This is a genomic window from Paenibacillus graminis (assembly GCF_000758705.1).
Taxonomy (GTDB): Bacteria; Bacillota; Bacilli; order Paenibacillales; family Paenibacillaceae; genus Paenibacillus_AQ; species Paenibacillus_AQ graminis.
On sequence record NZ_CP009287.1, the window covers coordinates 5,700,191 to 5,716,828 of the forward strand.

General features: G+C 51.9%; 14 protein-coding genes and 1 riboswitch. Of the genes, 3 read left to right on the plus strand and 11 right to left on the minus strand.

Translation table 11 applies throughout. The features are described from left to right. Positions 1-11: 11 nt before the first annotated feature. The 8 genes from hemL to hemA all read right to left on the minus strand — a co-directional run bounded on the left by hemL (position 12) and on the right by hemA (position 9,694). Positions 12-1,313, minus strand: a complete 1,302-nt coding sequence (gene hemL / locus PGRAT_RS24640) for a glutamate-1-semialdehyde 2,1-aminomutase (protein ID WP_025706547.1) — start codon at positions 1,311-1,313, stop codon at positions 12-14. Positions 1,314-1,460: 147 nt separating this feature from the next. Continuing rightward, complete coding sequence (hemB, locus tag PGRAT_RS24645) at positions 1,461-2,459, minus strand: porphobilinogen synthase (RefSeq protein WP_020426932.1); 999 nt, start codon at positions 2,457-2,459, stop codon at positions 1,461-1,463. A gap of 87 nt (positions 2,460-2,546) precedes the next feature. After that, complete coding sequence (gene cobA / locus PGRAT_RS24650; RefSeq protein WP_042267345.1) at positions 2,547-4,094, minus strand: uroporphyrinogen-III C-methyltransferase; 1,548 nt, start codon at positions 4,092-4,094, stop codon at positions 2,547-2,549. A gap of 5 nt (positions 4,095-4,099) precedes the next feature. After that, complete coding sequence (gene hemC / locus PGRAT_RS24655; RefSeq protein WP_042267347.1) at positions 4,100-5,050, minus strand: hydroxymethylbilane synthase; 951 nt, start codon at positions 5,048-5,050, stop codon at positions 4,100-4,102. A gap of 3 nt (positions 5,051-5,053) precedes the next feature. After that, positions 5,054-5,590 carry a hypothetical protein gene (locus tag PGRAT_RS24660; protein ID WP_025704728.1) on the minus strand — a complete coding sequence of 179 codons (537 nt, stop codon included), beginning with the start codon at positions 5,588-5,590 and terminating at the stop codon, positions 5,054-5,056. A gap of 145 nt (positions 5,591-5,735) precedes the next feature. Continuing rightward, positions 5,736-6,383: a precorrin-2 dehydrogenase/sirohydrochlorin ferrochelatase family protein gene (locus PGRAT_RS24665; protein WP_042267348.1), complete on the minus strand. Its 648-nt coding sequence runs from the start codon at positions 6,381-6,383 to the stop codon at positions 5,736-5,738. A gap of 1,089 nt (positions 6,384-7,472) precedes the next feature. Then, positions 7,473-8,297 carry a cytochrome c biogenesis protein CcsA gene (gene ccsA / locus PGRAT_RS24670; protein WP_036705907.1) on the minus strand — a complete coding sequence of 275 codons (825 nt, stop codon included), beginning with the start codon at positions 8,295-8,297 and terminating at the stop codon, positions 7,473-7,475. A gap of 5 nt (positions 8,298-8,302) precedes the next feature. Further along, positions 8,303-9,694: a glutamyl-tRNA reductase gene (hemA, locus tag PGRAT_RS24675; RefSeq protein WP_025707056.1), complete on the minus strand. Its 1,392-nt coding sequence runs from the start codon at positions 9,692-9,694 to the stop codon at positions 8,303-8,305. Positions 9,695-10,402: 708 nt separating this feature from the next. Beyond that, a riboswitch (purine riboswitch) is annotated at positions 10,403-10,505 on the plus strand. A gap of 150 nt (positions 10,506-10,655) precedes the next feature. Between hemA and PGRAT_RS24680 the strand changes: the two genes are divergently transcribed. From PGRAT_RS24680 to hpt, 3 genes are all read left to right on the plus strand, one after another. After that, positions 10,656-11,216: a phosphoribosyltransferase gene (locus PGRAT_RS24680; RefSeq protein ID WP_025707055.1), complete on the plus strand. Its 561-nt coding sequence runs from the start codon at positions 10,656-10,658 to the stop codon at positions 11,214-11,216. A 31-nt stretch (positions 11,217-11,247) separates the two neighbouring features. After that, positions 11,248-12,762 (plus strand): IMP dehydrogenase, encoded by a 1,515-nt coding sequence (locus tag PGRAT_RS24685; RefSeq protein WP_025707054.1) that lies wholly within the window; start codon positions 11,248-11,250, stop codon positions 12,760-12,762. 78 nt (positions 12,763-12,840) lie between these two features. Beyond that, the gene (gene hpt, locus PGRAT_RS24690) at positions 12,841-13,371 is read left to right on the plus strand and encodes a hypoxanthine phosphoribosyltransferase (RefSeq protein ID WP_025707053.1); all 531 of its coding nucleotides are present in this window, start codon (positions 12,841-12,843) and stop codon (positions 13,369-13,371) included. Between the two features lie 106 nt (positions 13,372-13,477). Here the strand turns inward: hpt and PGRAT_RS24695 are convergent, their stop codons facing one another. The 3 genes from PGRAT_RS24695 to PGRAT_RS24705 all read right to left on the minus strand — a co-directional run bounded on the left by PGRAT_RS24695 (position 13,478) and on the right by PGRAT_RS24705 (position 16,113). Beyond that, the gene (locus PGRAT_RS24695; protein ID WP_025707052.1) at positions 13,478-14,524 is read right to left on the minus strand and encodes an HD-GYP domain-containing protein; all 1,047 of its coding nucleotides are present in this window, start codon (positions 14,522-14,524) and stop codon (positions 13,478-13,480) included. 317 nt (positions 14,525-14,841) lie between these two features. Continuing rightward, a complete protein-coding gene (locus PGRAT_RS24700) occupies positions 14,842-15,042 on the minus strand; it encodes a hypothetical protein (protein ID WP_155990469.1) in 201 nt (66 codons plus the stop codon). A 54-nt stretch (positions 15,043-15,096) separates the two neighbouring features. After that, positions 15,097-16,113, minus strand: coding sequence for an aminoglycoside phosphotransferase family protein (locus tag PGRAT_RS24705; protein WP_081758896.1), 1,017 nt, complete (start codon positions 16,111-16,113; stop codon positions 15,097-15,099). Positions 16,114-16,638 lie beyond the last annotated feature (525 nt).

Consider the following 16,638-nt stretch of genomic DNA (forward strand, 5'->3'; position numbering starts at 1 on the left):
CTTCGCGGCCGTCACAGGGATTTTAAGGCCTGGTAATGGGCCTCCAGCGTAACATCTATATCCTGCTCGCTGTGTGCGGCAGAGACGAACATGCCTTCAAACTGCGAAGGCGGGACGCTGATGCCCTGGTCAAGCATTTTACCGAAGTACGCACGAAAGTGGTTTAAGTTACTGGCTTTAGCCGTATCGTAATTAGTCACCGGACCTTCGGTGAAGAATGGGCAGACCATGGAGCCCACCCGGTTGATGGTCAGCGGAATACCTGTATCAGCCGCGTTGCGCTGAAGTCCTGCTTCCAGGCGCGCCCCGAGGGTTTCCAGACGGTCATACACTTCAGGGGTCAGGAGATTCAGCGTAGTCAGCCCCGCCGCCATTGCCAGCGGATTCCCGCTGAGCGTCCCCGCCTGATAGATCGGTCCGGTTGGGGCAATCTGCTCCATAATCTCTCTTTTGCCGCCATAGGCACCTACCGGAAGACCTCCGCCGATCACTTTGCCGAAGCAGGTCAGGTCCGGCTCCATGCCGAACAGTCCTTGAGCACAGCCACGGTTCACACGGAACCCGGTCATCACCTCGTCAAAAATGAGCAGCGCACCATAACCCGTAGTCACCTTCCGCAACCCCTCCAGAAATCCAGGAAGCGGCGGCACAACGCCCATATTCCCGGCAATCGGCTCTACAATTACAGCGGCAATCTCGTTGCCAAAGCGTTCGAAGGCGATTTTGACCCCTTCCAAATCGTTGTAAGGCACAGTAATCGTATTCACTGCCACGCCTTCAGGCACGCCGGGGCTATCGGGCAGACCGAGAGTCGCTACACCCGAACCGGCTTTGATCAGCAGACTGTCGGCATGGCCGTGGTAGGAGCCCTCGAACTTGAGGATTTTGCTGCGTCCGGTATACCCCCGGGCCAGGCGGATTGCACTCATCGTAGCTTCCGTACCGGAATTAACCATGCGCACGATATCCACCGAATGAACGCGGCCGGTGACGGTTTTGGCCATCTCCGTTTCCAGCAGTGTCGGCGCGCCGAAGCTTGTCCCTTTGACGGCGGTCTCCTGCAGTGCCTTGACCACCTCAGGGTGGGCATGGCCCATAATCAGAGGCCCCCATGAGCAGACGTAGTCGATAAAGCTGTTGCCATCGATATCGTAAATGTGCGAACCCGCGCCATGATCCACGTATAACGGTGTCAAACCCACGGATTTGAACGCCCGGACCGGACTGTTCACCCCGCCGGGGATATACTGCTTCGCTTCTTCAAAAGCCTTGCGGGAAGCCTCTTCCCGCCGCGCCAAAGGCAAATTGCTCATGGTCACCACTCCTGTTCTATTCATATCGTTGGCTTGTACCTGCAATGCTAACCGGAGCAGGCAAAAACCTTCTCCGGCTATAGCATAGCTGATGCTCACCAGTTCGAAAAACATGCTCCAACTTCTGCCCGGCCGGCATTCAGCCGTTTATCCGCGCAGCCAGCGGGCTGCATCTTTGGCAAAATAGGTAATAATAATGTCCGCACCAGCGCGCTTCATCCCGGTCAGCATCTCCAGCACGACAGCCTTTTCGTCGATCCAGCCTTGCAGGGCTGCGGCCTTGACCATCGAATACTCCCCGCTCACATTATAGGCAACCAGCGGCAGATCAAATTGGTCGCGGATCGTACGGATGACATCCAGATAGGCCAGCGCCGGTTTTACCATTAGCATATCCGCACCTTCCAGCACATCGGAATCCGCTTCACGGATAGCTTCGCGCAGGTTGGCGGGGTCCATCTGGTAGGTCTTGCGGTTTCCGAACTGCGGTGCGGAGTCGGCGGCTTCACGGAACGGGCCGTAAAAGGCCGATGCATATTTTACCGAATACGACATGATCGGCACATGCTCAAATCCGTTCTCATCCAATCCGGCGCGGATCGCATGCACGAACCCGTCCATCATATTCGATGGCGCAATAATATCGGCCCCCGCCCGGGCCTGCGACACCGCCGTGCGGGTCAACAGGTCCAGCGAAGCATCATTGATCACATCGCCGTGCACGACACCGTCCACCGTATGGGTATGAACCATGCCGCAATGGCCGTGATCCGTAAATTCACACAGACAGGTGTCCGCAACCACGAGCAGCTCGGGGTACCATTTTTTGATCAAACGAGTGGCTTCCTGCACGATGCCATCCTCAGCGAAGGCAGAGGAGCCGACCGCATCCTTGGTTTCGGGAATTCCAAACAGCAGTACAGCCGGAATGCCCAGCGCTGCGATTTCGTCTACCTCCGCCTTCAGCGTATCCAGTGAAAAATGGTATACCCCCGGCATGGAGCTGATTTCATTTTTTACACCTGTTCCATAGGTCACAAATATCGGCTGGATGAAATCCAGCGTATTCAGGATCGTTTCCCGCACCATACCGCGGATTCCGGCTGTCCCGCGCAAACGGCGGTGTCTTGTAATTGGAAAGCCCATCTATTCATCCTCCTATATATAAACACAAGTCTAGCTAAAGCCCACAAACAATCGAGCTTTGTCAGTCATAAAAAGCCCGGACTCACTCTATTTCAGCCTCGTGCTTTCGTTCCAGCGGCACAGTTCCTGCACCAGTCCTTCTATCGTCGCTTCCCCGGGAAGAAGCCCCGGCGTCAGCCCCGCCTCTACAGCGGTTTGTTCGGTCACCGGACCGATGCAGGCAATCTTGACGCCCGCCAGCAGCGGAAGCGGATCTTCCAGCCCCATGCGCTGCAGAATGCTCATGAAGTTGCGCACCGTAGAGGAACTGGTAAAAGTCACCGCATGAATCCGCTTCTCTTCCAGCAGCTTCAGCAGCTCTATATCGTCCTCACCGGTCACCACAGTCTCATAGGTATCCACCTCGGTTACTTCAAGGCCGAGCTCCCGCAGCTTGTCCGCCAGCCACTCGCGCGCCAGATCGCCGCGCGGGAGCAGCACCTTCTGCCCCGGCTGAAGCCTTGGCGCGAAGGCTTCAAGCAGCCCCTCTGCCTGGAAGTGTCCAGGCAGCTCCTCAGCCATCAGCCCGCGCTGCGCCAGCGCCGCGGCTGTGGCCGGACCCACCGCGCCGATACAGGCGCGGTGCAGCCCGCGGATGTCCACCTTCAGCTCCGCCAGGTGGCGCCAAAAAAACTCCACGCCGTTCACGCTCGTGAAGAATACGTAATCGTATTCTTCCAGCGCCGCCAGCGCGGCGGCAATGTCTGCCCTCTGCCCGGCGCCTTCGGGCATCCGCGTCTCAATGACCGGGAACTCATAAGGCTCGCCGCCGAGTTCCTCAATCCGGTTCACCAGCTCGCTCGCCTGGCTGCGGGCCCGTGTCACCACAATGCGCTTGCCGAACAGCGGCAGCGCCTCTGCCCACATGAGCTGCTCGCGCTGCAGCACGACCTCGCCGACGACAATGACCGCCGGCGACTCGAAACCCGCCGCCTTCACCTTCGCCTCAATGTCGGCCAGCGTACCCGTCAGCGTCTCCTGATCCGCCCGGGTCCCCCAGCGGACCAGCGCAACAGGGGTCTCCGGCGGCCGTCCATGCTTGATCAACTGGGCGCTGATATAGCCAATCTTCGCGACGCCCATCAGGAAGACCAGTGTCCCCGTTGCATTCGTTACTTTATCCCAGTGAATGGAATGATCGAGCTTATCAGGACTTTCATGTCCTGTAATGATCGATAGCGACGAAGCCATATCCCGGTGCGTCACCGGAATACCTGCATACGCCGGGACACTGATTGCCGAAGTAACACCCGGCACAATCTCATATAAGATGCCATGTCTGCGCAGCAGTTCAGCTTCTTCACCCACACGGCCAAAAATCGTCGGGTCCCCGCCCTTCAGCCGCACTACCGTCTTGCCCTCCAGCGCCAAATCAACAAGCAGCTGATTGATTTCTTCTTGCTTCATCGTGTGGCGGTCCGGAAGCTTGCCCACGTATATTTTTTGCCCGCCGGGCTTCATCCATTTCAGCAGCCGCGGACTGGCCAGCCGGTCGTACACCAGCACATCCGCTTTTTGGACACATTCCAGCCCTTTGACCGTAATCAGCTTCGCATCTCCAGGACCCGCACCTACCAGATAAACCTTCCCCGTCATTTCCCTCATCCCCTTGCATCTGCCAAAATCTGTTCTGCTCCTCTGGCAATAAGCTTCCGAGCAACCTCTTCTCCCAACAGCACCGGATCATGCCCGCTGCAGGTTTCTTTCAGGACGACCGAGCCGTCGGGAGTTCCCACCATTCCTGTCAAAGTAATCAGCTTGGATGAGGCAGACTCCGCAGCTTCCGCATCCAGTACCGCAAAAGCACCAATCGGCACCTGGCAGCCGCCATTCAGCGCCCCGAGAAAAGTCCGCTCCGCGGCCACCGTCAACGCTGTCTGCTCGTCATTATATAACGCCAGCAGCTTCCGCAGCTCGTCGTCATCAGCCCGGCACTCGATCCCGAGTGCCCCTTGACCAACAGCGGGCAGACAGACCTCCGGCGGCAAATATGCCGTCACCCGGTCCTCCCAGCCCATCCGCGATAATCCTGCTGCCGCCAGCAGGATCGCGTCGAATTCACCACTCTCCAGCTTGCGCAGCCGCGAGTCGATGTTGCCGCGTACCGGCTCGATTTTCAGATCAGGCCGCAGCGCTGCAAGCTGACTCGAGCGGCGCAGACTGCTTGTGCCTACACGCGCTCCTTGCGGCAGCCCTTCGAGCGGAAGTCCGCTGCTCGAAATCAGACAATCCCGGGGGTCCACACGCTTAGGAACCGCACCGTTCATCAAGCCCTCCGGCAATTCAGAGGGCATATCCTTCATACTATGTACAGCCATATCAATCTCACGGGCCAGCATCGCCTGCTCGATTTCCTTCACAAACAACCCCTTGCCGCCCACCTTGGACAGCGTTACATCCAGAATCCGGTCGCCTTTGGTAACAATCTTATGCACCTCAAAAGTAAACCCAAACCCATGCTCCCCGCTCAGCCGCTCCAGATCTGCGATCACCTGCCCCGTTTGCGTGAGCGCCAGCGCACTTTGTCTGCTGCCTACAATAATCTTCCTCATCCTTCACCCCTCCTTGGTACCTTCCCTGGCCCCATGTGGCTGAAATAACGACATTTCTGCCTTTATTTCACGCGCACTTGCCATTTGCAGCCTAATTAACGGCATTTCTGCCGTTGTTTCACACATGCTGGCCGTTTGCGGCCTAACTAACGGCATTTTTGCCGTTGTTTCACGCATGCTAGCCGTTTGTGGCCTAATTAACGGCATTTCTGCCGTTATTTCAGCCTTTTCCAGGCTCAGCACCTTATTCAAAGGTATTTCTACCTTTGTTTTAGCCACCTTCGGCCTCCGCGCCTTATTCAAAGGTATTTTTACCTTTGATTCAGCTACTTCCAGCCTCTGGACCCCATTCAAAGGTATTTTTACCTTTGATTCAGCCACTTTCAACCTCTGGACCCCATTCAAAGGTATTTTTACCTTTGGTTCAGCTACTTCCAGCCTCCGGACCTCATTCAAAGGTATTTCTACCTTTGATTCAGCTACTTCCAGCTTCCGGACACCATTCAAAGGTATTTGGTTCTGCCACTTCCAGCTAATCATCTGCCCGCTTCCGCCCCAATACTGTCAGCAGCCTCGACTTTAATCCTAATCCTTCAAGTAACCGGCAGTTCTGACTTCTATCCTTATCCCTCAAGTTTCTGGCCAGCAGTCCCAGCTTCTATCCCCGGTTCATGGGAACCCCTATCTACACTTCAAGGTTGCGGGTGATCCAGTTGTCGATGTCATCTGCGCTCCACTCTATAAAGGTGCCCTGTCGCATCTCATTCAACACATCGAGATTCCCGGCGCTGCGCAGAAGCCTTCTGCGCTGCTCAGGCGGCAGCTCTCTGCGCTTGATCTCTACGCGCAGATCATGCAGCCAGTCCAGATAGGGCTCGTATTCCTCGCCCAATATCTCAGCCAGCTGCTCCGTGATCCTCGCAGCTGCCGACGGTCCCGCGCCTGAGGTGGACACGGCGACCGTCAGCCGCCCCCGGCGAAGCACGCCAGGGGTAATAAAGCTGCCAGCCTCGGACCGGCTGGCCACATTCACCGGAACGCCCAGGCTGCGCGCCTCCTGGGCCACCGCCTCATTCACCGCCGCCTCATTGCTGGCGGCGTAGACCAGGAATGCCCCCCGTATGTCTCCGGGGGCATAGCGGCGGCTGATCCAGCTCAGCCGCCCCGCTTCAGCCAGTGCGGCTAACGCTTCTGTCAGCGATGGGCTGACCAGAACCACCGCCGCTCCGGCTTCGACAAGGGCGCCCACCTTGCGCTCCGCGACCGCACCGCCGCCAATGACAACCACACGCTGGTCCTGCACATCCAGCATAATAGGCAAATACTTCACCATGCAGTCACACTCCCACTCCTGCCACTAACCTGGAAACATCAGCTGCGGGTAACCCTAGATCAAACTCCAGCACCAGTTCCAGCCATCATCACCGTCAACTCTGTTTCAACCACATCATTCCCGCTATACCGTTCCATCCGGGATCAGCATCAACACAACCTCAATTTTACTACTGTTATAGCCGAAGAGAACCCCTCAACTTATCACTCTTTCTTATACTTAACTTCTATGGGGAATTTACTTCGTCTGATACTTACTCCAGTCCTATACTATACTATCCTAATCTAATACTTACCCCAATCCGATACTCACCTTTGTTAAATCCCCACTTCCCGTTAGCGGGTCAACGCGACTTGAGCGGAAGCGTTGGGAACCAGTCTCACATTTATAGTCCAGATCATGTTCTTGCATGCATGTCTCCCTGAGGTTATCCTAAAAAATAAACAGTTGCAGTCCACACGAACTCATCTCATAACGACAGCATTTTATTGAGCTGCTCATACGGCCTCTCGTACTACTCCAGATACACCTGCTTTTACGGTTCCTTATGCAACTTCACCTAACAAATTTCACACATACAGCTACTTATACCGCCACTTAAACAACTTCTCATAACAAATTCACATACACCTACTTTTACCGCTTTCCATACAACTTCTAATAACAACTTCTCGTATACCTACTTTTACAGCGTCTTACACAGCTTCTCATACAACCGGAGAACTCGAAAGCTTGGGAAAAACAATGGAGCTCCCAGAAATTGAGCGAAGTGGAAAAAGTAAAACTAATGAGCTAAAATCCTGGCTGCTGAAGGCTTTAGTAGGATTTTGTGCATCTAATTCAAGCATAATTATTCCATACGGCCGCTTTCGGCCGAATTAGTGAACCTTTTTCCTACATAGGTTACTCCGTAAGCCGGATAAGTTCGATTAGTGCTCCTTTCTCCGCTAACGATAACCGCCCTTCGATTTTTCAAGTTCAATCTATGCAGCTTTTTTTGCATCTAAAATTGCTTCTTATACTCCCATATTCACTCTCAACCCGCCTTACACTGGCAACGTCCAGCACCATACCCTGGTCTAACCTGCCCTATCCGCCCCAGCCATGAAACTCGGACCAGGAGTTCAGCAGGAAGTTCAGGATAATAAAACCGTAGCCGGCAATGGCCCAGCGGGCCATGGAGGTACCGCTGCGGCGGGCGGAACGCTTGAGGAAGATATAGGCAATATAGACCGCAAGCCCGATCAGCGTGGTCAATACCTTGGTATCCTGGAATAGCGGCGTGCGCCCTTCAGCGACAATCGACATTCCGGCCAGCACCAGCGAAGCCAGCAACAGCGGAACCCCAGCCAATATTGCGGTATACGAGTATTTGTCCATCGTCTCCAGACTGGGCAGGCGGCGGATGCGGTCATCCCATTTTTTGTGCTTCAGCCGTGTATGCAGGAACAGATACATTATGGCAAATACCGTCCCCAGTGTCAGTGCGGCAAAGCTCAGATTGGCCAAAATAATATGCATCGCCAGCCATCCGTGCACTGCACTCCAACTCTGTAGTGTATGATCCTCGGCGGTCAGCCAGACCCGGTTCAGCAGGAAGACGCTGAAGCCGGCCATGTTAAGCAGCAGAATCGTAAATTCTCCCCCGCGGGTATACGCAACCGCAAGCGAGGTCAGCACAATGATGAAGGAGAACCAGAACAGGAAGTCATACGGCGTAAAAATCGGCAAACCCTGCTCCTGGGAGAAACGCACCGCAAGGCCGGCAGCCTGGAAAATGCCCACAACAACAAGAAGCCCTGTGCCCAGCCGCTTCCCGCCCGGATTCCGCTTAAGGCAATCCGAGAAAACAAACAGCAGGCTCAGGGCATATAGCAGCAGAGCGGCATCATATATTCCGTTCAGCAATTGCATCTTGTTCACCCGCCCAGCAGGCCTGCCGGGGCGAACACCGACTTCGGCAGTGTGAACTCACTGGCAGAGGCGCGTTCGGTTTCCTCTCGTTCCGGCTTAGCAGGACTGGTTCCGTCAGGGTCAGAGCCAAGCTGCTCCTGAAGCGCGAAGATTTGTGTAAAATACTCCAGTGCTTCATTGCCCTGCTTGCCGCTGGACAGCTCTTTGATCACATTGATTGGATCATGCATCATCTGGTTGACAATGCTCTTCGTCAGGCGGCGGATTACCTTGCGCTGATGCTCGTCCAGTTCAGGCAGCTTGTTAAAGAGACTATCCATCGTGTCTTCATAAATCCCGTTCGATTTGTCCTGAAGCGCACGGATGACCGGCCGGACGCCAAGCGTCTTCAGCCACATCTGGAAGTCCTCCAGCTCCGCTTCGATCATGACTTCAATCTTGGCGGCTTCACTGCGGCGCATTTCCAGGTTGTTCTCCACAATGCCTTCCAGATCGTCAATGTCGTACAGGAACACATCCGGCACGCTCGCCGCCGCCGGATCAATGTCACGCGGCACGGCAATATCAATCATGAACAGCGGCCGCGACGGACGGCGCTTCATATTGTCGGCCACCTGATCTGCCGTCAGCACATAGCCGTCCGCTCCCGTCGAGCTGATCACAATATCCACTTCGTCGAGATGCTGCAGGGCGTGCTCAATTGTGCTTGGCTTGCCCGAGAACTTCTCGGCCAGCTCTACGGCCCGTGCCAGCGTACGGTTGGCGACAATCACTTCAGCCGCACCGCTGCTGTACAGATGCTTCACCGTCAGCTCGCTCATTTTGCCCGCGCCGAGAATCAGCACTCTTTTGCCGGTGAACATGCCGAAAATCCGCTTGCCCAGCTCCACAGCCGCGTAGCTGACGGACACCGCACTCTCGCCAATCGACGTTTCGCTGTGTGCGCGTTTGCCGAGAGTAACCGCCTGCTTGAACAGCCGGTTGAACCAGGTTCCCGTCACGCCTTCCGCCTGGGCAGTCAAAAAAGCACTGCGCACCTGTCCCAGAATCTGTGTCTCGCCGATCACCATAGAATCCAGACCGCAGGTTACCCGGAACAGGTGGGCAATCGCCTGCTCGTCTTCATATATATACATATGCTGTGCAAACACATCGCTTTTCACTCCAAACCACTGCTCCATATAACTGCGGATGAAATACCCGCACATATGCAGCCGGTCTACAACCACATAAATTTCCGTCCGGTTGCAGGTGGCAACGACAACCCCTTCCAGCACGCTTTTGGTCTGCATCAGCTGATGCAGTGCCGCAGGCAGATCCTTTTCGGCAAAAGCGAACTGTTCTCTGACCTCTACAGGCGCCGTACGGTAATTCAGGCCAACCACGACAATATGCATCGTTTGTTCACCATCCTAATCTCTATTCATTGGTGCAGGCACTGTGCTGCTCACCTGTAAATTTACTGGTACCACTTTCACAAGTTCTATAAACGCTGTGTTAAGTATATCACATGAAAATACGGCTTTTGACAAAACCTTTGAACTATTTATGAAATCCAGATAATAATTATTATAAACAAGCAGAACGCTTTTGTCGTCCTTAAAATTAGGAAAATCGGTTCAGCGAGAAAGTAAGGGATCATTTAAACCTGGAACCATTTAAAAATCAATATCTATTAATAAGACCGTGCAAGTACCATGGGTTAGGATCGGTTACTTGATGATAATTTATGAACTCATACAAATTATAAAGGGCATATAAAGAATACACGTCCGGCGCTGCGTCTGGACCGCCTCACAACAAAAACCCTTAACCCGCAGCAAACGCGGGACTAAGGGTTATGTTGGTTGTATCTCATGTTTTATCGTGTTTCAAAAAATGAATTGAGGGCGAATATGCGTTTATTTTCCAATGCGAAACTTCTTCTGGTATTCTTTTTATCCTCTTCAAAATCGTTTTTAGTCATTAAATCTAACATGAAACTCAAGGATTGACACACAATATTGCGGATGATAGCATATAACAAATGATTAATGTCATTTTTTATAACTCAAAACTGTGCACAGGCGTATTATTCCTCATCACATGTTACTTTTCCGTTCATATCTCCTTTATTTCAAAACTCTTGTATAAGCTCATTAATCTGGTTTGAGCGTTTCTACAGGCAACCGTAAATTGCCCCAGGCTACAAGAGGCACCGCAGAGCAGATGGATCTTCAAGGCCAGAGTCCGCATGATTATTGTGCGCTCTTCCGTGATGCCGCCCGGCTTCCAGGTGTCTCTTGTGTCCCGGGTTTTTTTGTATATTCAGCCAGGCAAAAAAGTATAGACTAACCAAACTTTTAAGGAGTGAGGACCATGAGCGCATTTTATGCAAGACTCAGCGAATCCATCAGCAAAGCCAAAAATGTGAGAATTTATAAAAATAAGGACACCGCCTATGATTTCAAGCTCTATCCCTTCGGTGAACGGGGCACTTATATCGATCCCGGGCTGATCAGCGAAATTACAGATAGCCTGGCAGAGAGCATCACCGCACAGTTCCCTGCTTTTGATTATATCGTATCTCCGGAGCCGGGTGGACATACCTGGGGCATGCTTGCCGCCTACAAGCTAAGGAAGCCGATGAATATTCTGCGGCTCAGCACCGAATTATACGACAACTATGAAGTTAGCATTAAACGCGAGACGGCGTATAATGAGAACTATATTTATTTTGACGGGTTCACGGCCGGAGACCGGGTGCTCCTTCTGGATGATGTTATCAGCTCAGGAGCTACGATCCGCTGCATCGCCCAGCAAATGGTTCAGATGGGCATCGGGCTAGTTGGTGTACAGGCGATCCTGGCCAAAGGCGGGCATTACAAACAATTGGAAACCGACATTGGCGTACCCGTACGATTCTTATCCAAAGTGTAGCATTAAACAAACCTAGAGAGGGTGTCACCCAATGGCTTACTATTATGATCAGCCGTCCAGAACGTTCAGCGAGTTCCTGCTGGTACCCAATCTGACGACCAAAGAATGCATTCCGGGAAATGTAGATCTTCGAACACCGGTGACCAAATTCCGCAAGGGAGAAACACCCGCATTAACCATGAATTTGCCTGTAACTTCTGCCGTGATGCAGGCCGTATCCGACCACAACATGGCCATTGCCCTGGCCAAAAGCGGCGGCATCTCCTTCATCTATGGCTCCCAATCAGTGGAACAGCAGGTGGAAATGGTCCGCAGAGTCAAAAAGTTCAAAGCCGGCTTCGTGCTCAGCGACTCCAATCTGCGCCCGGAGGATACGCTGAAGGATGTGCTGGAGCTCAAAGCGCGCAGCGGCCATTCCACCATCGCCATTACCGGCAACGGGACGCCCACAGGTAAACTGGCGGGCATAGTCACCAGCCGCGATTACCGGGAGAACCGCCTTGCGCCGGACTGCAAGATTACCGAATTTATGACCCCCCTGTCTTCGCTGATCTATGCCCAGGAAGGCATTACCCTGACCGAAGCCAACGATATGATCTGGGACCACAAGCTGAACTGTCTGCCGATTGTGAACAGCAGCGGTAATCTGGTGCACCTCGTCTTCCGCAAGGATTATGACAGCCACCAGGAGTACCCGCTGGAGCTTCATGACAGCAACAAGCAGCTGATCGTCGGCGCAGGCATCAATTCCAGAGATTATAAGGAACGCGTTCCGGCGCTTGTGGAAGCAGGGGCGGATGTACTCTGCATCGATTCTTCGGACGGGTATTCCGAATGGCAGGCGGAAACGATACACTATATTAAGGAAACGTTTGGGGATAATGTAAAGGTTGGAGCAGGCAATGTCGTGGATAAGGAAGGCTTCCTCTACCTGGTCGAAGCAGGGGCGGACTTCATCAAGGTCGGCATCGGCGGCGGCTCCATCTGCATTACCCGTGAGCAAAAGGGCATCGGCCGGGGCCAGGCCTCCTCGGTCATCGAAGTTGCCGCAGCCCGCCAGGAATATTACGAACAGACGGGCATTTACGTCCCGATCTGCTCCGACGGCGGCATCGTACATGACTACCATATCGTGCTTGCTCTCGCGATGGGAGCTGACTTCGTCATGCTGGGCCGCTATTTCGCCCGCTTCGACGAGAGTCCGGGCCGCAAGCTGCTGGTCGGCGGCAACTTCGTCAAGGAATATTGGGGTGAAGGCTCCAGCCGGGCCCGCAACTGGCAGCGGTACGACTTCGGCAACGCCGACAAGGAGAGCAAGCTGGAGTTCGAGGAAGGCGTAGATTCCTTCATTCCATACGCCGGACGCCTCAAAGACAACCTGGATCTCAGCATCAGCAAAATCAAATCCACGATGTGCAACTGCGGTGCCCTGACCATCCCGCAGCTGCAGCAGCATGCCAAAATCACCCTGGTCTCCTCCACCACCATTTACGAAGGAGGGGCACATGATGTTATGCTGAAGGAGCAGGACAGATCATCCTCCTGAGCATTAAATGCAGGCTGCTGGATATGCGGGCTTGCTTTTCTCAGAGATGAAACAGACAGAGTAAGGAGCGCAAAAGCGATGACAGAATTACAGAATGTGCTTGTTCATAAGGAAGCTTTGCAGCAGAGAGTCCGGGAGCTGGGCACGGACATTTCCCGTGATTACGCGGGCAAAGACTTGGTCCTCATCGGCATCCTTAAGGGAGCGGCCGTATTCATGGCCGACCTGATGCGTGAAATCAGCTTCCCCGTAGGCATTGATTTCATGGCCGTCTCCAGCTACGGCACAGCCGCCACCACTTCAGGTGCGGTCATTATCAAAAAAGACATCGATACCGATATCCGCGGCCGCCATGTCCTGCTTGTTGAGGATCTGATCGACACCGGTCTGACGCTGAAGCATCTGAAAGAGCATTTCCTGAATAGCGGCGCGCTCAGTGTACGCATCTGCACCATACTCAACAAGCCTTCCCGCCGCCTCGCCGACGTAGAAGTTGAATATTCAGGCATCGAAATTCCCGACGAATTTGTCGTCGGATATGGCCTGGACTATGCGGAGCAATACCGGAACCTGCCGGAGGTGTGGGTGGTAAAGACGGGGGAAGAATGAGGTTATTAGCAAAAAGATATAAAAAGGGCCACGTGGAGTATACTTACACTCACATGTGGCCTTTTTTTAGATTCCACGGTACAGGAGAGGCTTCTCGGCTTTTCAGTCAAACTATAATTTCCTGGATATTCAGACTGCGTTCTTTAGACAAATCTATAAATGCCTCTTTCACTTTCACCAGGGGCCTGAAAAAATCCATAGGATTGTTCAATATAATTTCTCCTATGTCTCCATTGCTAAGCAGTACCTTCTTCCCGATCATATTAGGGAGGATATTATGTATTAGCGCTTGCACGGGCTTCTCGTTCAGTTTACCGAACCCAAGCTCATAAATTTCTTGCAGAACTATTGAGAAGTTTCGCCTTGGCTGTTCTGCGGAAACAAATGTCTTGCTGATGAATTCATTCGCCACAGCAACAATCTGGGCATAAGGATGGATTTTATCCTTTTGCAATCCGAGCGGATAGCCTGTTCCGTCCTCCCGTTCGTGATGCTGCAGCGCTACCAATGCAGTTGTATTATCCTTCAGCGATTTGCAGATAATCTGGTAACCTGCCGCAGTATGCTTCTGAAGCTCCTTTTCTTCCTCATCATTTAATTGGCCGACCCGGTTACGGATCGATAACCGAACGCGGCTCTTCCCGATATCGTGGAGGTAGCCTGCCTTGCTGATTTCAAACCGTTCGCTCTTCGGATAGCCTAGCCACTCAGCAATATAGTAAGACAACAAACCTACCTGCAAAGAGTGATTGTAAATGGTCTCATCTTCTTTTTGGAAACTGAACAGAAGGGTAAGCACGTCTTTTTGCTCATCCAGCTGTTCCAGCAAAGGCATCAGCGTCCATTCCATTTTCGACCGGTCAAACTCTCCCGAGATCACAGCCTCCAAAAAAAAGGCTTGGTATTCCCTAAGCGACTTATCATAATTAGGTTTGACTCGCAAAGGACGTTCAGTACCATTAAACACCTCTCTGGCTATACGATCTTCTACATTCCCCTCAACATCGACAAATTTAATGCTGTGCTTATTCAGCAATTCAATATCCTCAAGACGGATTTTTGTCTTTTTTGCCAGCACATGAAGACCCTGACGGTTAAAAATATCGTTTTTCAAAACATCGCCGATTTTCAGTTTCTTAATATGTATTCTCACCTTGTGTCCCTCCGAAATGGATTAAGCCTTTATTATTCTATCGTAAGAACACAACGTTTTATAAATAGTTCTAAACACCCCTCTCTGACCGATTCCACATGACTAAAAGCGCAATTTGAAGAAATTTTCCTCATAATTGGGATAATATGAAACCCCCGCCTCAATTTGTGGAGGCGGAGGCTAATATCCGTTGCTTTACATTTCGCACGACAGGTGCCTAATATTTAAATGATGGTATCATGCTCGTAGACCTTCGTAGGCCAGCCCCAGGTGAAAGTGGTCAGAGCTAAGCCGCGCGGCATCCTTTCTCACGTGTTCTAAGAGCAATTTGCCGTATCGGTCAGCGGATTGATGTATCCACTGATACCGTCCTCATCCAGCCCGGCGCCAATCAAGCCAACGTATTCATCGTCTCGCTTAATGGCGAACAGCTCGGTATGTTCCTCGTATCGGCTGATCCCCATCCAGTACACATTGGGAATTGTAAATATTCGCTTTTGTTCTTCTGAAACAGACAATTCGCATACCTTCAACCAGTTGATTGCATCTAAGGACTCAATGGTTATATTCATCTATATATTGCTCATTTCATGAATTTTCTGCAAGGTATTCAGATGCATTGATTTATCTTCGGGCGACTCCGCGAATTTATACCCCTCCACAAGCCTGTATCCGAACATAACAAGGATTAGTTCATGGATACAGTGATATGAGATATCGGACACATCCGCATATTCCGCAAAGCCCCTGTAATAGGCCGGAATGCATTTTTGGTAGTATTCAAGCATATGACAGATGTCCGCTTCGTCCGCTATTAAACTTGCGATGTCCTCACCCATGTACCCCCATCCGGCGGTATCCCAGTCGATGAGTACAATTTTACTGTCCGAGCAGAATAGGTTAGCCACCCAAAAATCTCTGTGGCACAGCACTATGGGCAGTTTGTCAATGCGACTGAAGATTTCGTCCGCATTGTTATCTATGTCTATAAGCATTGTACATAGGTGCTTCGGAATTTCGCATTCGTCGGAGCGTATATAATCATACAAAACTGCCCATGACCGGTACCGCAGATAGAAGCTTTTTACGAAATCAAGCTTGCTTAAATTTTTCAAATTCCCCAATACATCCGGTTGCTGGGCATACAGTTTGCCTTGAAACCGCCCCAATTCCTCGGCTGCACGTTCATACATTCCAGAGGTGAGATTTAAGCCTGACACACCCTCAATATATTCCATCCATAGCTGTATCTCATCGCCGTTCATCTCTGCATGGTAGCATTCTGGCCAGCGGAGCGAATCCGTAAAAGTCTTACCCAAATCCGATGCATAGAGGTCATATTCCCTGCGCCATGAATCAGGGTCGTTGTAGCGTTCCCATTTTTTCTGTTTTTTCCAAACTACCTTATACGGCAGAATCTCACCCTCTAAGGTTTCAGCCATGCCCGTTACAAGCCGAACATCTCCCACCGTCCCGCCTTTCAGCTGCCTGGTTTGATAATCCGCGCGGGTTATGGTCTTGCGGAGCACTGCACTCACAACAAGCGCCAGTATTTCGGGCTTTACATATATTTCATCCTGGTTGTTCATATCTTATATCCTCCGTTTTTTTTCATTTGCTTGCTTCCCATGGCAATCGATCAAAGTTCGTGGCTACGACTTGCTCCAGTATGGTTTTGGCATACCCTGCAGCGTGTCCTGAAATAATGACCGTATATTGCTCTCGCTGAACCTCCGTAACCTTTCGGGTATTAAACCTATCGGCATCATTTCGGCTTCAATATAACCCACTGGTATCAAAACAATCACGGACGCAATCCCCCCTGCAAATCTAAGCTGTTTTTGGGCATAAAAATGCCGCGAACAAGCAGCCTCCTAAGAAGCTGCTGTTTCGCGGCGCATAAATGCTTATATTTTCAAAAAAGGATACGACCTTCATCGCATCGCGCTAACAGCAGTATTCACGAAAGGTTACTGTTTACGGCATAGCAAAAACACGGGTGATCTTCCCGATTTCTCACCTTCCAAGCTATAAACAAGATTGGAATTTACTATGCCCAATATTCGGTTAAGCTAAAACCACCAATACCATATAAGCAGTCATTAAAAAAACAT